Origin of the sequence: Lacticaseibacillus parahuelsenbergensis (assembly GCF_030770265.1) — a bacterium.
Classification (GTDB): Bacteria; Bacillota; Bacilli; order Lactobacillales; family Lactobacillaceae; genus Lacticaseibacillus; species Lacticaseibacillus casei.
Genome location: NZ_CP132482.1, coordinates 2230402 through 2254313 on the forward strand (window position 1 = coordinate 2230402; position 23912 = coordinate 2254313).

Consider the following 23912-nt stretch of genomic DNA (forward strand, 5'->3'; position numbering starts at 1 on the left):
CAGTTAATATCGAGAATCACTGAGCTCAGTGCCCGTCGTTAATGTTCTTTACGCCGACGATTAACCCCAAGAAACCCGACGATGCTTGTGATGAAAGCGCCGAGGAATGCCAACCCGGCTGTCTGAGCGACTTCGGCCGTTTTCGGCAAGGTGTCTTTCTTGGATGCTTGCTGATTTGTACCGTGTGAGGAAGTGCCACCACCTTGACCAGTTGATGTCGGTGGTTGCGGTGTCGTGTCATCTTTCCCAGCCGTTCCTAGTGGTTGCGTCCCGTCGCCGGTTGGTGTCGATGGTTGTTGTTTTATGTCAGATGGCGTGCCACCGCCATCACCTGGCGTTTGGCCCTTTCCGGTTCCTGGATTCGGCGTTTCGCCACCACCATTATTCGAATCGTTACCGGTGCCATCGTTAGTTGCGCCACCGTTGTTCGAATCGCCGCCGGTATCACCGCCACTTGAACCACCATTATTGGAGCTACTGCCGCTGCCTCCGTTAGTTGTGCCACCGTTATTCGAATTGCTACCGTTGTCACCAGCTTGTTTAGCAGCCTCAACCGCCGCAGCAATTTTGGTCTTTAAGCCAAACAAGCCTTGTAACTGAGCAATCTTCTGTGTGTCAGTGGTTGCTGTCGTCCCAGCTTTCAACGCGGAATCAATCTCTGCGTACCAAGTCAGACCAGTGGTAGTGTCCTTAGTATCGCCAACCGATGCCGGGGTGCCGTCTTTAACTGTTTTCGCCAATTGCGTCAGGGCCGCATCCAACATCTTATTGAAGTTGGCATCAAGTTGGTCGGCGGTGCTCGTGCCGGCCTTGGTTTCTGCAGTCAACGCGTCTAACTCGGCATTGAATGTCATTCCGGTTGCTGAATTTGTCTGACCACCAAACGTTGTTCCTAGAACATCTTTAGCCGACTGTAGTTTATTAAGCAGCGCATCCTGTTGATCTGCTGGCAATTTAAGCGTTAACTGGTTGAGCGCTGTTGTTAACTGATTGGTAGCAGTTGTCAGAGAGTCGATCGTTGCATCAGCTTGATCCAACGCCGTTTGTGCCGTCGCAACCGCGGAATTCAGCGCTGTAACCGAAGTGTCGAGATACTTGCCGGTTGCGGCTATTGTCTTTGCCTTGGCGATCAGATCCTGCAAGGCTGTTTTCGCCTGCTGTAACTGAGCCGGATCATCCGTCTTGATATTTTTAACAACATAGTCTACCGCCGGCGATTCATTGCCATACAAGTCAACGGCCTTAAACTTAAAGGTGCCATTAGCCGTCACATTTAGACCATTTGCCGGAAGATCCTGATACGTCTTGCCGTCATCCGCACTGTATTGAACGGTTTCGCCAGTTGCTGCGGCTTTGGCGGTCAACGTCACCTGCTTAGCCGGATCGGTCGTACTTGGCGTGACAGTTGGTGCGTCTAATGTTTTCTTCGGCTCGTAGTACACTGTCAGTTTCTTGGTCGTGACATTCTTGCCACTGTCAGTGACAGCCACCGTTAAAACATTTTTCCCTTCAAGGAGTTTGACAGTCTGATCAATTGCCATATGTCCCGGTTTACCGCTGTTCATATCGACATCGGCGTACTGACTGGCAACATTGCTGCCGTTGATCGCAAGTTCCAGGTAATTCACATTGTCAGTCGCTGTTCCGGTAATCCCGAAATTAGGATCATTCGTGTAAACCGGTTTGTCGGTTGGCTGATCCAAGGACAACGTTGGTGCGATCGCGTCCAAAGTGAACGTTAAAGCCTCTTGGAAAGTCTTGTTTTGGGTCGTATCGCCGACAACAACGCCAAACGGTTTTTGTCCCGCGGTGCCTAAATTCAGCGTGAAATTGAAGGTCAGATCATTCTTAATCGGTACCTGCTTCCCATCAACCTGCAGTGTCGTGGTTGGATGCTTGACTTTACCGGTGATGGTCGCGATCCCGGTCTTCGGATCATAGTATTTGACCTGCTTAATGTTCGACAGATCGTTCGCCCCGAAGTGAACACCTTCATCGAAGGTCACTGCGTCCTTTAGCACGTCAGCGTCATAGGTCGAGTTTACCTTTTGCTCTTTAACCGTGGTGTTGCCATCTTCATCTTCAGCTGTCACTTTCAGCGTGTTGTCACCATAATTGACCGGCACGTCGACACTGAACTGATGCTTGTTATCCAACGTTACCGGTGTTTTGGTGCTGCCGTTCGTAATCGTGACTTGCTTCGTATCCGCACTGGCGGTTCCGGTGACTTTAACCGTGCTTTCAGAGGTCTGGTCTTGGTTATTGTTGATCTTCAAGTCGCGGAAAGTCGGAGAGGTCAGGCGAACATCGGTGTCAAAATGCTTTAGCAACTGTGTGTGCGCCTTGTCGGCATACAGATCAACCTTGGTGACATAATCATCCGCCGTCAATGCCATAGAGGCGGTGAAGCTATTAGTTGCAGCATCATACGAGGTCGTCAGGTCATGCTTTTTGCCTTGTGCATCGGTGTAGGTGCCATAAACCGGCGCAGGATACGTGCCACTAAAGGTATACTTACCGCCTTGCTTGCCCGCTTCATAGTTCTCGGTTGTGCTTGAAATCTTATCCGGTAACCCGCCGCCATTGACAATCAGACTGAAGGTCGTTGATCCCGGTTTCTGAACCGCGGCCGATTGATACGTCGGGTTCGATGCGTTATCAGTGAGGTAAACTTCAACCTGATTATCACCTTCGCCTAAAGCCTGCGCCTGTTTATCCGTCAAAGGCACTTCGAGTTGTGTGTAACCGTCAGCAGTCGTGCCGGTTGTTGTGAACGTCCCTTCCAGATTGGTGACGTCATTAATGGATGTTTTGATATCCTTTGCTGCATCCAATCCACTGAGCTCATCCTTGGCTTCGGCTTTAAGATAGTACGCCGTTTTCCCGTTTTCATTTTTGGACGTTAACGACAGGTTGCGAACATCCGGCGCTTTGGAATCAAGTTTGAACGGCACATCGTAAGTCTGCCGCTTGTTGCCGCCTTCAGGAACACCTGAAAGTCGATACGTGTAGCTTCCATCTTGAGCAGTCTTAATGTTGCCATCACGCTGATCGTAGTAAGTGCCATCCCAAGTCGGCGCCTGATAATAAATGTACATACCAGCATTCGCATCATAATAAGTCTTCGTCTGATTGGTCGAGCTGCTAAGCGTTGTCAGCTTATTGCCTTGCCCATCTAACACGTCAACCTGAACATTGCTGATGTTGCGCAGTAGATAATACTGCATGCTAATTCCGTTATAAATAGCATCCTTGCTACTGGAGATAGCGATGGCCTTCTCATCAATCGTCGGGTTACCACTGGCATCGTTCACCAGACCGCCAATAAACTGATTCTTTGTTTTGCGACTGGTAATGACAGGCACGGTCCCGTAGTTACCACTGGCAGGCGCATAAGTCTGGCCGTTAATGCTATCGACAATCTTGCCGTCATTCCAATCACCAAAGAAGCCCATATATGGCAGATTCAATCGTGAACCGTCACTGCCTTTGAAATTCAGGAAACCTTCGACAAATTGCTGTTGGTCAAAAGATTTAGGCAACGATAACGTGAAGCCCACCTGAACTGACTGGCCTGCCGGTACCACGATTTCGCCATCTGGCTTAATCGCCGCACCATTGATCTTTTTATCATAAAGCACACCAGAATTTAGATCGGTCGCGGAAGTATAGACAGCATTGGTATCTTCGTTACTGTCCATTTGATAAGTCAGCTCATGCTTGGTGCGGTTAGTGAAGGTCAGCTTGAACGTCTTGTCGGTGCTGGTAAAATCTTTTAATTCAACCGCCGGATAGCCGTTTTCGGATACAACCGTCGACGGATTCTTTTCCAGCGCATCGATGGCGGCTTTAACATCGACAAACCCTGCCCCTTGCCGCCGCGGCGAGACGATGACGTTGTTATAATTGATGTCGTTGACCGGCTGAGCGGTGTTCATCTCGATCGTTTTAAGGAAATCGGTCAAATCCGTGCCTTTTAACTGTTTGTAGTCAGCGTAGAACGGATTGTCCTTGTTGTTGAGTGCTTGCTTCAACAAAGCTTGTGAGCCGGCGATGAACGGCGACGCCATCGAGGTTCCAGACAAGTTAGTGTAACCATTGTTATTTTGTGTGGACCAGATATTACCGCCTGGCGCCGTGATATCCGGCTTAAAAGCCAGATTAGAAACCGGGCCATAGGAAGTAAAGTCTGACATCCGATCGGCGTTGTATTTCTGGTTAGGTAACAGGGCCAACCCGATTTTGACACCCAATTCATCATTCGGGTGCGCCGTTACCCAATCAACCAGCTTCTGGCCGGTGACACTGGACAAACCAAATGTCGGGAAGGTCGCATCGAGTTTGATCGAGGTTAGCGCAGTAGCTGTCCCGTCATTATTGACAATGATCAAACCGGACGCGCCTGCTTCTTCGGCATACTTTTGCTTGTCGGTGAATGCAATGTCGCCGCGCTTGACAATGGCAATCTTTCCTTTGGCGTCGGCCGTGTAATCGCTGGCGCCGCCGATGCTGAGTTTACCAGTGGCATCTTTCACCACGTAGAACTTCTTCTTGTCAAAACTGTCGATAAAATCATTGCTTGAAAGTTGAATCGTCTCCGGTCCGAGTTTCAGCCCGCTGCCATCGGTAATTGTCGCGCTTTGCCCGATCACATCGGTATTCTCCGCCGACGCCACAGTGGTTGCGCCACGCGCCGTTCCGGGGCTGCCCACCGTTTCGTTATCCTGCAAGCCATAATAATCTTTGTTGACGCCTTCGGTTGCCGAGCCGGATGTGCCGGAGTTGCCGGCAGAAATAACCGCCGCCGTGCCGGATTCATTGGCATTTTGCACCGCGGCAATTTCCGGATCTGCAAGCGTTTGGTTGCCGGAAACCGAACCAAGCGACATGTTCAACACATCCGCCCCTAATTTGGCCGAATCTTCAATTGCCGAAACCAACGTCGATGATCCTGTCGTTGCGGAAGTATCCGAATTGGTGAACACCTTCATCGCCAGCAATTGTGATTCCGGAGCCACGCCGACAACGGATTTGGTCGGGTCACTTCCGGTACCATTTGCGCCGATGATCCCTGCCACATGCATCCCGTGTTGCTCGTCGACGGTATCATCGGTAATGGTGTCATTGTTATCCGCATAGTTAAACCCATACGGTACTTTGTCGGTAAAATACCGGCCATGCTTAGCGGTTTTGGTAAATTGCTCGACATCCGCACGCTTTAGCTTGGCCTTTTTGTCATCACTCAGCCGCATATCCTTGTGCGTCGGGTCAATGCCAGTATCGATGACTGAAACAACGGTTCCTTCACCTTTGTATTTGTAATTGGACCAAACCGCCTGGACATTCGCCATCGAATTGGCCTTGGCATCGGTCGGATAATAAACCTTAGCGAGTGTGACGGTTTTGACACCGGCAATTTGCTTCAACTGCGGAATGTCCGCCACTCTGACCTTCGTGGTAAAGCCATTGACCACATAGCCATAACTTTCCCCGGCTGCCTGGTGGGTCACCTGTTCAACCGCGGCTTTCACGCTTGCTTGCGCGGCAATGACCTTGTTCGTCTCTTGCTGAATCTCGGCGGTGCTGGAGTAATCCGTCTTCAAGGTGCCATTTTCAGATGCAGGTGCTGCACTCATCTGAACAATCACATCGACATAAGTATCCTGCTGTTGCACCTTGTTCAGCTTGTGATAATCAATGCCTTTTGCCGCTAACTGGGTTGCAATGGCCTGATTCGTGACGGCGCTTGTTGTATCGGTCGCCGTTTGCCCGGCCGCAACGGTCTTTGCCAGTGACTTTTCCTTGGTCTGTTGCGAGATAGCTGCCTTAGCCTGGACCTCGCCGACCGGTAAAACCGCCAGCGCGCCCAATGCAACAGTGCTGGCTAAGAGAATAGATAGCCCTTTCTTTTTCGTTTGCATCCAATACCCTCCAATTCCCGGTAGTTCCACAACCAATCAAAACCCTGCTCGATATAGTTAGGATTATATACGATTAAAAAAGACTTTCAACAATTTTCTTAATCTTAACTTAATTTTCTTATCTGTAAATTTTCATCTATCATTGTCATATCAAGGAATCAGAATTCATTTTCTCGATTCAAAAATTAGATTATGTGATTATGAGGAAATATATTGAGTTTTTTAATTTTAAACGTTAAGATGTAGCCACGTTATGCCGTCAGCTTGTCAGAGGGGGATCAATGAAATGAAAAATAAACTGCGCGTTCAAGGCTTGTTAGCCACGATGGCCGCATCACTCGTGCTACTAACCGGATGCCAAACCAAACAGGCGGATGATCCGACTGTTGCAACTTATTCAGGTGGACAAGTTACCCAAGCGAGTTTATACAAAGAACTCAAACAATCGCCAACAACGAAAACCGTTCTGGCTAATTTATTGATTTACCGCGCACTAGACCATGCATACGGCAAATCCGTCAGTGCCAAAGCCGTCAACACCACTTACGACAGCTATAAAAACCAATACGGTGAAAACTTCACCAGCTTCTTAACGCAAAACGGCTTCAGCAAAGCCAGCTTTCGGCAAAGCATTCGTACCAACCTGTTAAGCGAAGTCGCACTTAAAAAGCTTAAGAAAGTCACCAACAGCCAACTTAAAGAAGCGTGGAAAACCTATCAACCCAAAGTCACCGTTCAACATATTTTGACCAGCGATGAAGCGACGGCCAAGCAAGTCATCAGCGATTTAGCAGCTGGCAAAGATTTCACGACATTAGCCAAAACATATTCAATCGATACCGCAACCAAAGACAACGGCGGGAAAGCCAGCTTTGAAGCCAGCAGCAAAAGTTTCGATTCGACCTTTAAAGATGCAGCATACAAGTTAAAAAATGGCGATTATACCCAGTCACCGGTTAAAGTAACCAACGGCTATGAAGTTATTAAGATGGTCAACCATCCGGCTAAAGGCTCTTTTGAAAACAATAAAAAAGCGCTGACAGCCAGCGTTTACGCAAAATGGTCGCGCAACTCCAGCGTCATGCAGCGGGTGATTAGTCAGGTGTTGAAAGACCAGCACGTGACGATCAAAGATAAAGATCTGTCAGACGCGCTGGATAGTTACAAGCAAAATGTCGCGAAGGATTAGTTTCATATGGATCCTGTTAAAGCAGGGTTCTTTTGCTTCGAGGTTTATGGTATCGATTCCACAAGACCAATCAATTTATACACATCAAAAAAGCACCCCGCTCAACCACAGCCTTAACGACTGTGTTGAGCGGGGTGCCTTTTTGAAAATGAAACTTAATTATTTCAAAGTTACCGTTGCGCCAACTTCTTCAAGCTGTTCCTTGATCTTGTTAGCGTCGTCTTCGGACAAGCCTTCCTTGATAACCTTAGGAGCGGCGTCAACCAGACCCTTGGCATCCTTCAGACCTTGGCCAGTGATTTCACGAACAGCCTTGATAACCTTAACCTTTTCTTGGCCGGCTTCGGTCAATTCAACGTCATAGGTATCCTTAGTAGCTGCAGCGTCGCCACCAGCAGCGGCACCGGCAGCAACAGGAGCAGCTGCCTTAACACCGAATTCATCTTCGATTGACTTAACTAAGTCATTGAGTTCCAAAATGGAAGCATCTTTAAGTTGTGCAATGATGCCATCTACATCTAAAGCCATGTTTTGTTTCCTCCGTTTTTTAAATAGTTTGTAACGTCATATTATGCAGCAGGTTCTTCGTCTTTGGCTTCTGCAACTGCTTTAACAACAAGTGCAAAGTCGCGGACAGGTGCCTGCAAGACAGAAGCAAGTTGCGACAACAGACCTTCGCGATCTGGCATCTTGGCCATTTCCATAATGGTGTCCAAAGAAGCAACTTTATTTTCGATGATGCCGCCCTTGATCTGCAATGCATCAAATTGGTCAGCGTACTTGGCCATGATACGTGCCGGAGCAACAGGATCGTCATTGGAGAAGGCAACGGCTGTAGGGCCCTTGAAAACATCGTCCAATGCTTCGTAACCGTTGGCATCAGCGGCACGACGCAGGTAGGTGTTCTTCAGGACTTCCATCTTAACACCAGCCTCGCGCAGTTCCTTACGTAATGCGGTTACTTGCTCAACCGTTAAGCCCAGATAGTCAACAACGACAGCACTGGTAGCATTCTTGAATTGTTCAGAAATCGTCTTAACGAGTTCAGCTTTTTTTGCGATAGCTTGTTCACTCATGTTTTTCACCTCCATTAGTTTGGTTGAAGTTTTTAGCAATAAAAAAACTCCATGCCTACCAAGACATAGAGGTATCTTATGTTTCCGATACCACCTCGGCAGGATGATTAAGGCTTTTACGCCCCCTGAGTCTTAGGCAGAGTGACTAATCACAACGAGTAGAATACCATGGTCGCCAAGCCATGTCAAAATTATTTGGTGTGTATTTTAAATCCGGCTAAATTTTCAACTTTGTTTTTTCTGCAGTCGCGCCAATTGTATCCCTTTTTTGATTGCGTTATATTAGTTGGGTAACTATTTTTCTGAAAGGAAGTTGGCGATTTTGCCAAGTAAACTTAAAAGTCTCGAACCATGGCAGCAAAATCTCGCTGTCTTATGGCTTGGTACCTTCATCGCCGGCATGGGCTTCAGTGAGGTCTCGCCGTTTATCTCATTATATGTCGACCAACTCGGCAATTTTACGAAAGGCCAACTCAGTATTTATTCCGGGATTACCTTTGGGGTTACCTTCATGGTCGTTGCCATTGTCAGTCCGCTTTGGGGCCGACTGGCTGATCGCCGCGGCCGTAAGCTCATGTTATTACGTTCCAGTTTTGGCATGGCGATTATCATTGGTGCCTGCGGATTCGTGCACAATGTCTACGCGTTAATCGCGCTGCGTTTTCTGCAAGGACTGGCTGCGGGCTATATTCCTAATGCCAGCGCGTTAATTGCGACCGAAACACCGAAAGCCAAAAGTGGCACAGCGATTGGGATCCTGACGACCGGTTATGTTTCCGGTAATTTAATCGGCCCGATTCTCGGCGGTTTTCTCGCCCAGACATTCTCGATTCGGCTGACGTTCATCATCACCGGCGCGTTGCTGCTGATCGTGTTTGTTCTAAGTCTCACCATGGTTCACGAACACTATACGCCTGATCCGCGCCTGTTGAAAAAGGAAAAACGGCCGGGGCTGCTTACCCAAGTCAGCAACCCTAAAGCGATTATGGTGCTCCTCATCTCAACCGCGATCATTCAGCTAGGCAACATGTCGATCTACCCGATCATCAGTCTTTATGTCAAAGAATTAATGCACAACGTTGGGCCAATCACGGTTGTCGCCGGCATTATCGCGGCACTACCCGGGATCTCGAATTTAATGGCGGCCCCGCGTTTAGGTCAGTTAGGTGATCGCATCGGTTCCGGTAAAATTCTGGTCAGCGGCCTGATCTTTGCCGTCATCATGTACATTCCTCAAGGCATTGTCGGCAGCATCTGGGCACTAGGCTTTCTCCGGCTCATGATCGGCATCTCGGATGGCGCACTTTTCCCAACCATCCAGACCCTGCTTTCCAAACTGACACCGGTGAGCTATACCGGAACGGTTTTCAGTTGGAATCAAAGCGCCCAGGCATTTGGTTCCATGGCCGGATCACTGGCTGGTGGTTTCATCTCCAATATTTTCGACTACAACGGCGTTTTCATTTTCACCGCTTTGTGCCTGGCGCTTGATCTTGTGATGGTCTGGACCTTCATTCCGCACATCTGGTCCAGCCGGCCGCAGCAGCAGGAATAATCGCTTAGTGTGGCAAAGGCAATAAGTTCCTTGCCGTGCCAAACTCCGCAATCTCCGGCCAGCTGGGGCTGGAACGTGGTGGGCACGACTTTGAGCCTCAGCAAACCCGGCTGAGTCTCAAAGCTCGGCCTTGTACTACGCCGGGAAGATCGCCCGGCTAGTACAATCTCACCACTGAGCCCCCTCTGGCCTACGATTGCTCCGCTTTGGCACTATCATCTCGATATACTAACAAATTATTCTAGGGAAAACAAAGAACGAACATACTCGCAATTTACTGTTTTGCGTGTGTGTTCGTTTTTATATTGCCAATGTAAATTATGACCCAGCGTCTTTTTAATGTGTCTGCTTTTCAGTGCCAACAAATACTAGCGCAACATTAGCTGCCATGTAACAAGAGGATGCGGATCAGGAATCGCTAGTCGGCGGTAGACTGCCCAAGCATGCGGATCGGTATCATCAAATTCACCGTTAACCACTCGATAATTTGCCTGAACCAGCGGTAAAACGGCCTGCATCAGTCGTAAGGTATCAGCTTGCTTGACCCCGCCGAGCCAGGCACTTGTCAATTCACCAGGCTCATCTTCAAACCAGAACGCATAAGCCCGGACCCTATTGCCTACAACCCAAAAACCGGGCTGCTGCGAATCAGCATCACTCAGTTCCTTCTCAAATTGAGCTTGCGTCATCGTGGCAGGATTAACTGTGTGTGCACTTACGTAATTTTGAAAGCTTAGCTGAACCACAGCCTGCCACTGGGTTGCCGTTAATTGAGAACGTGATTTAATGCCAGGGATCGTCGCTGTTGGTCGCAACGTTCGATAAGTACCCATGGCGGTGTGGCGAATGACCTGAAAACCTGCCTGACGCAATTGCTGCGTAATATCTGACGAAAAATCATAGCTGCTAAATTGCAACCGATCGTGTTGACCCGCTAATTGCTTAAGCATTGGGATCAGCTCAGCTAACCGGATGTTTCGGCCGACCACATTGAAATAGAGCGCACGCTTATGATAAGTATTTTGCCACACAGCCACCGCATATTGTAGAGGCCCCGCTTGAGGAAAGCCACGGATGATTGCTGCTTTGTTACCAAAAAGCTGCTTCGTCCATTGATCTCCGCCTTTTAACAAAGGTTGCAATTCCGCTGGCGTGACACTTCGCCCCGCTCCTGGCTGCCAATTAATCATTGTCCTCAGTATCCTTTTTATGATCCCAAGTACCATGCAAATGCAGGAACCCGTAGCCAAACCGGCAAATGCCGTACGCGATTGGCAACATCACGCCGATCCAGAAATGATTTGTCAGGTAATATTGCGGTAGCGGGTTCATGTCCATCGCGGCTTCATAAGCCATTTCAATCGCAAAAATCGCGACTGCCAGTACCAGCGCAGACAAAACGCCGCGGGCAACTGCCAGCCAAACGTACTGGTGATAAGCTTCAGGCGTATCAACTTCAATCACCTGCAGTCGGTAGTAATGTAAGCTGACCGTGTTCATCAAGCCAATGATCACCGTCACCAGCAACAGAATCCATGTGCTTGCAGTGATCATTTTCAAACTATTGGCATCAATAAAAATGGCCGTCGCACTGGCAATCAGCAGCATTAACTCTGCTGTCAGCATGTTGCGGCCCATGATCGCGTCATAAGTTCGTTGCTTGAAGCGATCCTTAAGTGAAATGCCGTAATACCATTCTGTGATTTTCTTCATAAAACTTTGCCTTCCTCGCTTTTTGCTATGTTGTTCCATCTTAACATGCAGCATCGTTCATTCCCCAAGGTTGATACAAGTTTTGAAAATTATTTTGCTTTCTAAACACTTGAAATCATTGAGGTCTTATCCGCTTGTGATGCATCTCATGAAAATTCTTATTGACAGAATCCCCCTTTTTTGATGAAATTAAGATCATGCAAACGGGTGTCAAGACACCCAACTTGTGAGGAATTCATCAAGGAGGAGACAAATGACAAAGAAAGCACCGAGTCATGCGCGGTTGATCGTCGGCATTGGCATTGCCTGGCTATTTGACGCGATGGATGTGGGGATGCTGAGTTTCGTTATCGCAGCCTTGCATAAGGAATGGCAACTAAGTACTGTTGAAATGGGGTGGATCGGCAGCGTCAGTTCGATCGGTATGGCGGTTGGCGCCATTTTGTTCGGAATGATGGCCGATCGTTTTGGCCGCAAAGCCATTCTCATTCTCACACTTTTGGTCTTTTCAATTGGAAGCGGCATTTCCGCTTTTGCAACAGGTTATGGTATTTTTCTTGTTTTACGCTTTATCATCGGCGCTGGGTTGGGCGGCGAGCTGCCAGTGGCTTCTACGCTGGTCTCCGAAAGTGTGCCGGTCGAAAAACGCGGCCGCAGCGTTGTATTGTTAGAAAGCTTCTGGGCGGCCGGCTGGTTACTAGCAGCCATTATCTCTTACTTCATCATGCCGGTCTGGGGCTGGCGCGTGGCCGTTTTTGCAACTGGTTTAGCCGGCCTATACGCTTTCTACTTCCGCGAAGGCATCAACGAATCACGCGCCTTCAAAAAAGTAGCCCGACCAGGCTTGATCAAAACGCTCACGACACTCTGGCACCCGCCTTACGTGCGCTCAACCATCATGTTGTGGATCGTCTGGTTCATGGTCGTCTTCTCCTATTACGGCATGTTCCTGTGGCTACCAAGCGTGATGGTCCTCAAAGGCTTCAGCCTCATCAACAGTTTTGGTTATGTGCTGATCATGACGTTAGCACAATTGCCCGGTTATTTTGTAGCCGCATGGTTAATCGAAAAATGGGGCCGTAAGCTCGTCTTAAGCCTGTTTCTCCTCGGCACTGCCGCCAGTGCACTGGCCTTCGGAATGGCAACGAGTCTGCCAATGCTATTAACTGCCGGCATGTTGCTCTCATTCTTCAACCTCGGTGCATGGGGTGCCCTCTACGCCTACTCACCGGAACAATACCCAACCATCGTCCGCAGCAGCGGCTCAGGCATGGCAGCCGGCATCGGCCGCATCGGCGGTATCGTTGGTCCACTGCTTGTCGGCCACCTGTTAGGCGCCAACTGGTCAGTCACTAGTATCTTTGCCATTTTTACCGCATCCATCCTCATCGCTATCGTCGCCATCATCTTTTTGGGACAGGAAACCATGGGGGTCAAGTTAGTTGATTCGATTGAGACAGCGCCGTCAAAGTCATAATAAACGCCTTTACGCGTACCGGCATCTAGAATAATTAAAAAAAGAGGACAACCATTTCGGCTGCCCTCTTTTTAATGCCAAGCAAAAAGAGTGGTGCAAGAAACGTGTAAACGTTCCTCACACCACTCTCTTTGTGTCAAAGTTTAGTCGCGTAACAGTGTTTAGTGACCATCGTTACTCAGCTTTACTTTGATGTTTTGTCATCCTTGCGGCGTCTGGTTCCTGCAAGGCCAAACAATCCCATCAGACTAGCTACAAGCAGACCGAGAACAGGAGCATCTTGATCGCTTGCCTCACCGGTTTGCGGCAATGTGTGTTTACCACTATTGCCATTTTCCGATGATGAGCCTGTTTGATTCGATGACTGACCCGTTGTACTACCAGTTGCTGGTAATGTGTTGCTACCACCATTGCCGGTTTGCGATGATGAACCTCCACCATTCGCGGAGTTGCCACCATTGCCACCGTTTCCTGGCTGCGTACCACTACCACTACCACCGGCTGCATTCGATGATGAGCCTGATGATGGACCATTACCACCATTGCCGGCTGCGTTCGATGATGAGCCTGACGATGGACCATTACCACCATTGCCGGCCGCACCTGACGATGAGTTCGAATCTGAGCCATTGCCACCGGTATCAGGTAAGTTGTGATGGCTTGCTGCCGCACTGGCTGCAGCACTGGCTGCGCTACTTGCGGTGCTTGCCGCACTGGATGCTATCGCGTTATAGGAACTAGCAGCACTTGCGGCATTGGAAGCTACCGAATCATCGGAAGCTGCAGCACTCGCAGCATTGCTTGCGGCGTTTTCAGCACTCGTTGCAGCACTTGCAGCTGAAGCTGCGGCGTTGGAGTAACTGCTTGCTGCACTACTGTTACCGGAATTGGCAGCATTAGATGCAGCACTGGCTGCGCTACTTGCAATGCTTGCCGCACTGCTTGCAGCAGAAGCCGCGCTGGAAGCGATACTTGCCTGGTGGTTTGCGTCACTAGCAGCAGAAGAAGCAATCGATGATTGACTCGTTGCCTGGCTTGCGGCGCTGCTTGCTTCGCTTGCGGCACTAGATGCCGTGCTTGCATCAGACTGGATCGCGCTATCACTTGGATACTCAGAAGCAGCTGATGACGCATTGTTGGCATCACTCGTGGCATTGCTTGCTTGGCTGTTTGCGCCACTGGCACTAGAACTTGCCTGTGACGCATAAGAGTTAGCCTCACTAGCACTGGAGCTGGCGTTGCTTGCGTAATCTGAAGCTGTCGATGATGCATCACTGGCTTGACTAGCACTGGAGCTGGCACCACTAGCACTGGAACTAGCACCACTAGCATCACTCTTGGCTGCGGCAGCACTGGAGGCAGCGCTCGCGGCACTGCTTGCGGTGCTTGCCGCACTGGATGCTGCTGAGCTATAGGAACTAGCAGCACTGGCGGCGCTGGAAGCTACCGAATCATCGGAAGCTGCAGCACTCGCGGCATCGCTTGCCTGACTCTCAGCATTTGATGCGTCACTTGCGGCATTGCTTGCGGCGTTGGAGTAACTGCTTGCTGCACTACTGTTACCGGAGTTGGCGGCGCTTGATGCAGCACTGGCAGCGCTACTTGCAATGCTTGCCGCACTGCTTGCGGTTGAGGCCGCGCTGGAAGCGATACTTGCTTGGCTCTTTGCATCACTGGCAGCAGAGGAAGCAATCGATGACTGACTCGTTGCCTGGCTTGCAGCACTGCTTGCTTGGCTTGCGGCACTTGATGCCGTACTTGCATCAGACTGGATTCCGCTATCATCTGGATACTCGGAAGCAGCTGATGACGCATTGTTGGCATCACTCGCGGCATTGCTTGCCTGACTGTTTGCACCACTGGCACTGGAACTTGCCTGTGATGCATAAGAACTGGCCTCACTCGCACTGGAACTTGCGTTGCTTGCGTAGTCTGAAGCTGTCGACGATGCATCACTAGCCTGACTAGCACTTGAACCGGCTCCACTAGCATCAGACTTCGCAGCATCGGACTTCGCTGCGGCAGCACTGGAAGCAGCACTTGCGGCACTGCTTGCGGTACTTGCCGCATTGGATGCTGCTGAGCTATAGGAACTAGCAGCACTGGCAGCGCTGGAAGCTACCGAATCATCGGAAGCTGCAGCACTCGCGGCATCGCTTGCCTGACTCTCAGCACTCGATGCATCGCTTGCGGCCGAGCTTGCGGCGTTGGAGTAACTGCTTGCGGCACTACTGTCACCGGAGTTGGCGGCGCTTGATGCAGCACTGGCAGCGCTGCTTGCAGTACTTGCCGCACTGCTTGCGGCTGATGCCGCGCTGGAAGCGATACTTGCCTGGTGGTTTGCATCACTGGCAGCTGAAGAAGCAATCGATGATTGACTTGTTGCCTGGCTTGCGGCGCTGCTTGCAATGCTTGCAGCACTTGATGCCGTACTTGCATCAGACTGGATTCCGCTATCATCTGGATACTCGGAAGCAGCTGATGAAGCATTGTTGGCATCACTCGCGGCATTGCTTGCCTGACTGTTTGCGCCACTGGCACTAGAACTTGCCTGTGATGCATAAGAGTTGGCTTCGCTAGCACTGGAACTTGCGTTGCTTGCGTAGTCTGAAGCTTCCGATGATGCATCACTAGCCTGACTAGCACTGGAGCTGGCACCACTAGCATCAGACTTCGCTGCATCGGACTTCGCTGCGGCAGCACTGGAAGCAGCACTTGCCGCACTGCTTGCAGCAGCATTGGCATCACTAGCAGCTTTGTCATAACCGGCTGCAGCACTGGCGGCATCTGACGCCGTTGCGGCATCTGATGCGGCAGCACTGGCGGCTGCCTTAGCTTGGCTTTCAGCCTGTTTGGCGCTGCTTGCTTCAGCACTTGCGGCGTTGGAGTAACTAGCAGCAGCTTTACTGTCGCCGCCCTTTGCGGCACTTGCGGCCTTATCGGCGTCACTATTGGCCGCCTTGGCTGCAGCACTGGCTACGGCATCGGCACTATCGGCCGTCTTGGCTTGGTCGCTGGCATCGCTGGCAGCCGCCGCACCGGAAGCAGCGGCACTATGTGCCATGCTTGCATTGCTATCCGCCTCAGAAGCATCGCTGGCTGCCGCACTCGCATAAGACTGGATCCCGCTATCCTTTGGATACTTGGAAGCAGCCGATGCAGCTGTGCTTGCATTCTTGTCAGCTGTGCTTGCCTGACCAGCTGCGTCACTGGCACTGGAACTTGCCTGTGATGCATAAGAACCGGCTTCACTGGCACTGGAATTTGCAGCGCTAGCATAACCAGAAGTTGCGGTCGAAGCTGTATTAGCCTCACTCGCACTGGAACTTGCCCCACTGGCACTGGAGCTAGCACCACTGGCATCGCTCTTGGCTGCGGCAGCACTAGACGCGGCACTTGCCGCACTGCTTGCGGCATCGTTGGCATCACTGGCAGCCTTGTCATAACCGGCTGCAGCACTGGCAGCATCTGATGCTGTTGCGGCATCTGACGCGGCAGCACTGGCGGCTGCCTTAGCCTGGCTTTCAGCCTGCTTGGCGGTGCTTGCAGCAGCGCTGGCAGCGTTGGAGTAACTAGCAGCAGCCTTGCTGTCACCGGCCTTTGCGGCACTAGTGGCCTTATCGGCGTTGCTGTTAGCAGCCTTGGCTGCATCACTGGCTACGGCATCGGCACTATCAGCCGTCTTAGCTTGATCGCTGGCATCACTGGCAGCAGCCGCACCGGAAGCAGCGGCACTATGTGCCATGCTTGCGTTGCTATCCGCCTCAGAAGCGTCGCTAGCGGCAGCACTGGCATATGACTGGATCCCGCTATCGTTCGGATATTCGGAAGCAGCTGATGCAGCTGTGCTTGCATTCTTATCAGCCGTGCTTGCTTGACCAGCTGCGTCACTGGCACTGGAACTTGCCTGTGATGCATAAGAACCGGCTTCACTGGCACTGGAGTTTGCGGCACTTGCATAGCTGGATGTTGCAGTCGAAGCAATATCAGCCTCACTGGCACTGGAACTTGGATTGTGCTTTGCTGCGGCACTGGCGGCAGCATCTGCGGCGCTGCTTGCAGCAGCATTGGCATCACTAGCAGCTTTGTCATAACCGGCTGCAGCACTGGCGGCATCTGACGCCGTTGCGGCATCTGATGCGGCAGCACTGGCGGCTGCCTTAGCTTGGCTTTCAGCCTGCTTAGCGTTGCTTGCTGCAGCGCTGGCAGCGTTGGAATAACTAGTAGCAGCCTTGCTGTCACCGGCCTTTGCGGCACTAGTGGCCTTATCGGCGTTGCTGTTAGCAGCCTTGGCGGCATCACTGGCTACGGCATCGGCACTATCGGCCGTCTTGGCTTGGTCGCTGGCATCGCTGGCAGCCGCCGCACCGGAAGCAGCGGCACTATGTGCCATGCTTGCATTGCTGTCCGCTTCAGAGGCATCACTGGCAGCCGCACTAGCATATGACTGGATCCCGCTATCCTTCGGATACTCGGAGGCAGCTGATGCAGCGGTACTTGCATGCTGGTCAGCTGTGCTTGCCTGACCGGCGGCGTCACTGGCACTGGAACCTGCCTGTGATGCATAAGAACCGGCTTCACTGGCACTGGAGTTCGCGGCACTCGCATAGCTAGAGGTTGCGGTTGAAGCAATATCAGCCTCACTGGCGCTGGAACTTGGATTGTGCTTGGCTGCGGCAGCACTAGAAGCAGCATCTGCGGCGCTGCTTGCGGCAGCGTTGGCGTCACTGGCAGCTTTGTCATAACCGGCTGCAGCACTGGCAGCATCTGATGCTGTTGCGGCATCTGACGCGGCAGCACTGGCGGCTGCCTTAGCCTGGCTTTCAGCCTGCTTGGCGGTGCTTGCAGCAGCGCTGGCAGCGTTGGAGTAACTAGCAGCAGCCTTGCTGTCACCGGCCTTTGCGGCACTAGTGGCCTTATCGGCGTTGCTGTTAGCAGCCTTGGCGGCATCACTGGCTACGGCATCGGCACTATCAGCTGTCTTAGCCTGATCGCTGGCATCACTGGCAGCAGCCGCACCGGAAGCAGCGGCACTATGTGCCATGCTTGCATTACTATCCGCTTCAGAAGCATCACTGGCTGCGGCACTTGCATATGACTGGATTCCACTATCGTTCGGATATTCGGAAGCAGCTGATGCAGCGGTACTTGCATGTTGGTCGGCCGTGCTTGCCTGACCGGCAGCGTCACTGGCACTGGAACTTGCCTGTGATGCATAGGAACCGGCTTCACTCGCACTGGAGTTTGCGGCACTTGCATAACTGGACGTTGCAGTCGAAGCAATATCAGCCTCACTGGCGCTGGAACTTGGATTGTGCTTGGCTGCGGCAGCACTAGAAGCAGCATCTGCGGCGCTGCTTGCAGCAGCGTTGGCAGCACTGGCAGCCTTGTCATAACCGGCTGCAGCACTGGCGGCATCTGATGCAGTTGCGGCATCTGATGCGGCAGCACTTGCGGCTGCCTTAGCTTGGCTTTCAGCCTGTTTGGCGTTACTTGCGGCAACACTGGCAGCGTTGGAGTAACTAGCGGCAGCTTTACTGTCGCCGGCCTTTGCGGCACTTTTGGCAGCATCGGCCGCACTATTGGCCGCCTTGGCGGCACCACTGGCTACGGCATCGGCACTATCGGCTGTCTTGGCTTGGTCGCTGGCATCACTGGCAGCAGCCGCACCGGAAGCAGCAGCACTATGTGCCATGCTTGCGTTGCTATCCGCCTCAGAGGCATCGCTGGCAGCTGCACTGGCATATGACTGGATTCCACTATCGTTCGGATATTCGGAAGCAGCCGATGCAGCGGTACTTGCATGCTGATCAGCCGTGCTTGCCTGACCGGCTGCGTCACTGGCACTCGAACTTGCTTGAGATGCATAAGAACCGGCTTCACTAGCACTGGAGTTTGCGGCACTTGCATAACTCGAGGTGGCAGTTGAAGCAATATTAGCCTCACTGGCACTGGAACTGGCACCATTAGCGTCACTATTCACTGCCGCCTTAATCTTATTCAGATCCTCAAGTGCCTGACTGCTTGCAGCTGATGCAGCAGCCGCTTGTGTTGTAGCTTCACTCTGAGCTTCAACCGCAGCACTGACAGCGTTACTTGCAACTGCTGCATCGCTTGCAGCAACTTTTGCAGCTGATTGAGCATCCGACAATGAATTGTTCATCTGACTAGCAGCAGATGCAGCAGCGGTTGATGCCGTTGCATAACCCGCAGAATCATTAACTGCAGAAGCAGCATTTGCTTCCGCTGCGTAAGAATCATACGCGGCAGCGGCAGAACTTGCTAAGGCATCGTCACTGGCTACAGCAGCAGCAGCGGATGAAGCTTCACTGGCAGCGCTGGCTGCAGTACTTGCTGCCGCAGCGGCGGCACTTGAGCTCTTGCCGGCCGCGACTTTAGCATCAGATGCTAAGCTTGCCTGCTTTTGGGCATCGCTTGCCAGTGACTGAATCGTCGCATTGGAAGCCTGACTCTTGGCAATCGCTGCAGCTTCACTCGCATAACTTGCTGCAGCACTGGCAGCACTGTTTGTCACAGCGGCCTGTGAATCCGTTGCATCAGCGGCACTACCGGTCGTCTTTGAACTATCGGCAGCACTGGAAGCCTGTTTTGGTGTTTCGGCATCATTAACAACCACCGTTGCGGTTTTAACGATGAAGGCATCGCTTGAAACCACTTTAAAGGAAGTGTTCGGTGTTAATTTAACGCCATCAGGCAGTTTATAACTCCAGTTCCCATTGTCATCGGCTTGTACCAAATACTTAGTTGAATCATATGGGTTTGCCGTCAGAGTGCCGTCAGGAATTCCATCTAATCCGGTAATCGTTACATAACCATCCGCACCGGTTTTACCAGTGAGGGTTGTCGTTTCGTCAGTGACTGGATCAACGGTGACAAAATTGTCTGCAGCTGTTACGAATTCCAGGCTGGTATCAGTTGCAAAATCATCAGCAAGATCTTTGCCTGAAGTTTCGGCAGCTTCAGTTAAGCCTTGAACCGTTGCCGTTGCTGACGTAGAACCGTCATTTTTCAATGTGTAAGAAACGGACTTATACGGACCAAAAGGACTCTTACCATTGTCAGGGTTGATCTTGACATATTGGGCGGTTAACGTACCACTGCCAGTAACATCGAAGATACTGGAAGCACTATTCGTATTACCGTCAATACTGAAAAGAATTGACTTTGGCATATAAATATTGATCTTCGAGTTATTGCCAATGTTAAGTACATGGGCAATACCTGTGCCACCATTAACCGTCAGCTTGGCAGTTGCATCCTGGGCAAAGCTCAACTGGCTACTACCGGTCGTCTTGATGACATTAATCGAAGCTGCACCTGTGTCCGTCACATTAACGGCAAGGGTACTGCCACTTGCAACATAAAAGCCACCAGTGCCGACGATATTAATGACACCATTAGTACCAAACGTATCCCCGGTTTGGTTAATGGTCATTGATGAACCTTCATTGAGGTTGACTGTACCACTGCCGGCAATCCTAACCGGAGTATTGCCTTCCGCACCATAAATATTAACAACCGCATCTTTGTCGACTGTTAAATTAGCGCCAGTGTCAATATAAATCGGTGAGAAGTTACTTTCTTCAAGTTTATTCTTATTGAGAGTAACCTTCGATCCTTCTTTAAACTCAACCGATCCACTTGTATAAATCAGTGCATTAAAGCCGTCTTCATTGGCACCGGTCGCACTTGTTCTTTGCAGATCAACGGTCGCACCTTTATCGACAATAAACGAGCCACCATTGTGAACTTGAACGGCCGTCCCACTATAAGTAGTACCTGTGTAAGTAGCGCCGGCTTCGACTTCCATATAGCTGACTTCAAAGTTTTGCTGACTGCCATCACCTGGCTGTGCAAGCTGAGTCGAATTATCAAACGGTGAAGTGTAGGATTTTACGGAATTAACCGTTGTCTTTCCCTTAATGTAAACCTTCGTCGTTCTGCCATACATTAACTGGGCACCAGTATATGTGACATTATTAAAGGTCACGGAATGATCATAACCGGAGTTAGGGTTAACCCCCATGATGGTAACCGGGCCCCAATAACTGTAGCCATACATGGTCAAGTCATTGATCGTAAGGCTTTCATTCTGGGTAGCCGTAGCATCTTGCTCGTACCAGTGCTTACGAAAATCAATTGTGTGGCCATTACCATTAATAACTAGGTTCGGCCGATAAGCATATGTTTGCCGATCAGCACCCGATACATCATCAACGAAATCAGCCTGAACGTTAATCTCACTGACAGCTGAGTTCGCCATGGCCGTGTTAAAATCAGAAGCCGTGCTGACGTCAACGCTGGAGCCGGAAGTAGCTGCGGCCGAGCTTGCTGCAAGTGCACTCTGTGTGGCCTTTGCTGCACTGACACTGCTTGCGCTGGCATTTGAACTTGATGCACTTGAACTTGATGAACTGGCACTTGATGCACTAGCGGAACTCGCAGCACTTGCAGCGGCACTAGCCAGACTGGCACTGCTGCTGTTCGCGCTACCGGCACTGGCGGCACTGCTGCTACCTTGGCTGGCACTGCCATCGCTGGCGTTGCTTTCACTGCTACTTGAAGCACTGGCGCTTGAGGCGCTCTTACTGCCCTGGCTGGCGCTGGCGGCACTGTTACTACTTTGGCTGGCGCTCGCTACGCTGCTGCTTTGGCTGTCACTCGCAGCACTACTGCTATCAGTACTAGCAACACTTGATTTGCTTTGACTAGCGCTAGTTGCACTGCTTTGTGTATCTGTTGCAGCGCTGCTACTGGCGCTATTTTGTCCGCTACTGGCACCTGATGAGGAAGCCTCAGTATAGGTGGAACTGCTTGGTGTTTGAACATCAGCTTTAACTTCATTTGGTTCGAAGGCTGTTCCCAACCCGACGCCAAGGAAGAAGAGTGGTGCGATTAACCACTTTTTCTTCGACTTGAACATCTTGTATCATTTCTTCTCCATCAAAACATTCGTTCTCTTTACCTTTTTCATACTCAAGATCCTCTCAAAAATAATTGAGTAACCCAATTGGTTAGTTTCCAACCCATTTTCTTAAAGCAGTTCCCCCGTGGCACCATCTCCTTTCCGGATCAAGCTGCACATGGCTACCTGGCTATTGACTTGAAAAAGTTGATGAAATAATTCATGCACAACCACTGCTCATTTGAAAAGCTCCTCCGTCAGTAAAAGGGCAAATACAGTCAAAAATATCTAAAAATGTGATTATATGCTCTCCTGCCAAAGGCAACGAAAGTCCTGTGAAAGCCACTAGACCAATCTTTCAAAGGACTTACTTTTATAAATATTTAAATTCTTACACACACAATGCATTTATATAATACTATTATTGTCAAAAATATTAACACACCACTGTCATGAAAACGGTTCCAATTTTTGACTTTTTAACTTTCATGCTGACTTTCACACGTTGTGGATCCGAATCCGGCCCATGTTCACAAGCAAAAACGCCATTGCAACAAAATTGCGATGGCGTTTTCTGGAAATATTTAAAAGCTTCTTTGGCTCAACCTGCCACGGTGCAATGACCACCTAGCGCACATACTAAAACAACGATTACTTGCGCAGTGCCCGCGTAACGGTTTGTTCATTAACAAATGTAAACAGCCCCAAATCGCCAAGTTCACGACCGTAACCGGAATTCTTGACGCCGCCAAATGGCAATTCGGCATTGTAACTCTGACTTTGGTTAGCACCGACCATACCGGTTTCAATCTGCGCGGCAACTTCTGCAGCGTGATTGGTATCGCCGGCAAAGACTGCACCGCCAAGGCCATAAGGTACATCATTGGCAAGCTCAATGGCTTCCTTTTCAGAATGTACCTTGTAGACACAGGCGACTGGGCCAAATAATTCGGTGTGGTAAGCAGGGTTATCCTTGTCGATCTCTGTCAAAATTGTCGGTTGGAAGAAGGCGCCCGGCAGATCTACTGGCGTATTGCCGTAAACGACCTTGGCACCGTGCTCGATCGCCGTGTCAACCTGACCTTGAAGCTTATCCTTGGCCTTTTGACTGTTCAATGGGCCAACGTCAACTGAAGGATCGCTTGGATCGCCGATTTTGACACTTTCAAAGCCCTTCTTCAACCCGGCTACAAAATCGTCATAGTACTTATCTAGCACAATAAACCGTTTGGAACTGGTGCAGACCTGGCCACAGTTCATCAGTCGCGTCTTGACCGCTTCCGGAATGACACTGCTAAGATCGGCGCCGTCTAAAACCAGAAAGGCATCCATCCCGCCTAATTCCATCAACGATTTCTTTAAGTATTTGCCTGCAAGCGCCGCAACATGCGAACCGGCACCTTCAGAACCTGTCAAACAAACGCCGGCAACCCGGGGATCCTTGATGAAGGTCTCGGTATCATCGTGGCCGATTAAGGCAATTTGGAAGGCGCCTTTGTCCGCACCGCCTGCCAGTACAGCCTTTTCAAATTCGAGTCCACTGGCCGGTACGTTACTTGCAGGTTTGATGATGACGGCATTGCCAACCATGAAGTTCGGTGCAAAAACCCGCATCAACTGATAATACGGGAAGTTCCAGGGTTCGACACCAAACACGATTCCGGTAGCAACGTGATTCGTCACTGCAGCGCCAGCCGTGCTGTCAATCGGCTGCGGTTTCAACAGTGCCGGCGCCCGATCAGCATACATGTCCGCAATTTCAGCACAAAGTTCGACTTCACCTAAAGCCTCTTCCGTGCGCTTGCCCATTTCCTTGGTGATAATCGCAGCCATTTCATCTGCATTATCCCGGAAATAAGCGGCAACTGCGTGTAACGTTGCGGACCGCGTTGCCGGATCAAGATTACGCTGTTCCTTATAAAACGCATGCCCGGTTGTCAGCATTTCGCCGATTTGCGCAGGCGTTGTGTTCGCATAAGTCTTCTCTAAAGTGTTCGTGTTCGGATCAACGGTTTGATAAGCCATTTTTGTAAACGCTCCCTTCGTGTCCTTACT

Annotated in this window: 9 protein-coding genes, 1 pseudogene and 1 other annotated feature; of the genes and pseudogenes, 3 read left to right on the plus strand and 7 right to left on the minus strand. The window is 50.7% G+C overall.

Annotation, left to right across the window (positions count from 1 at the left end):
- Window positions 1-38: 38 nt before the first annotated feature.
- Window positions 39-5921, minus strand: coding sequence for a S8 family serine peptidase (locus LACPH_RS10425; protein ID WP_306386852.1), 5883 nt, complete (start codon window positions 5919-5921; stop codon window positions 39-41).
- Between the two features lie 286 nt (window positions 5922-6207).
- Between LACPH_RS10425 and LACPH_RS10430 the strand changes: the two genes are divergently transcribed.
- Window positions 6208-7110, plus strand: coding sequence for a peptidylprolyl isomerase PrsA (locus LACPH_RS10430; RefSeq protein ID WP_306386853.1), 903 nt, complete (start codon window positions 6208-6210; stop codon window positions 7108-7110).
- A 159-nt stretch (window positions 7111-7269) separates the two neighbouring features.
- Here the strand turns inward: LACPH_RS10430 and rplL are convergent, their stop codons facing one another.
- Window positions 7270-7638: a 50S ribosomal protein L7/L12 gene (rplL, locus tag LACPH_RS10435; RefSeq protein WP_010492057.1), complete on the minus strand. Its 369-nt coding sequence runs from the start codon at window positions 7636-7638 to the stop codon at window positions 7270-7272.
- Between the two features lie 41 nt (window positions 7639-7679).
- Entirely contained in the window at window positions 7680-8186 is a 507-nt protein-coding gene (rplJ, locus tag LACPH_RS10440) for a 50S ribosomal protein L10 (protein ID WP_010492058.1), read from the minus strand.
- 31 nt (window positions 8187-8217) lie between these two features.
- Window positions 8218-8341 (minus strand) — a sequence feature (ribosomal protein L10 leader region).
- A gap of 167 nt (window positions 8342-8508) precedes the next feature.
- Between rplJ and LACPH_RS10445 the strand changes: the two genes are divergently transcribed.
- Window positions 8509-9741, plus strand: coding sequence for an MFS transporter (locus LACPH_RS10445; RefSeq protein WP_306386854.1), 1233 nt, complete (start codon window positions 8509-8511; stop codon window positions 9739-9741).
- Between the two features lie 368 nt (window positions 9742-10109).
- On the opposite strand, the gene LACPH_RS10450 is transcribed toward LACPH_RS10445, so the two are convergent.
- Both LACPH_RS10450 and LACPH_RS10455 read right to left on the minus strand, forming a co-directional pair.
- Window positions 10110-10931, minus strand: coding sequence for a hypothetical protein (locus LACPH_RS10450; RefSeq protein WP_306386855.1), 822 nt, complete (start codon window positions 10929-10931; stop codon window positions 10110-10112).
- Window positions 10924-11454, minus strand: coding sequence for a hypothetical protein (locus LACPH_RS10455; RefSeq protein ID WP_049171676.1), 531 nt, complete (start codon window positions 11452-11454; stop codon window positions 10924-10926). Before LACPH_RS10455 ends, LACPH_RS10450 begins: the two co-directional genes overlap by 8 nt.
- 253 nt (window positions 11455-11707) lie before the next feature.
- Here LACPH_RS10455 and LACPH_RS10460 point away from each other — a divergent pair, with 253 nt between their 5' ends.
- Window positions 11708-12931: an MFS transporter gene (locus LACPH_RS10460; protein WP_306386856.1), complete on the plus strand. Its 1224-nt coding sequence runs from the start codon at window positions 11708-11710 to the stop codon at window positions 12929-12931.
- A 184-nt stretch (window positions 12932-13115) separates the two neighbouring features.
- Here the strand turns inward: LACPH_RS10460 and LACPH_RS10465 are convergent.
- A pseudogene (locus tag LACPH_RS10465) lies at window positions 13116-21881 on the minus strand (pectate lyase-like adhesive domain-containing protein); the annotation flags it as partial.
- A 627-nt stretch (window positions 21882-22508) separates the two neighbouring features.
- Entirely contained in the window at window positions 22509-23882 is a 1374-nt protein-coding gene (locus LACPH_RS10470; protein ID WP_306386858.1) for an NAD-dependent succinate-semialdehyde dehydrogenase, read from the minus strand.
- Window positions 23883-23912 lie beyond the last annotated feature (30 nt).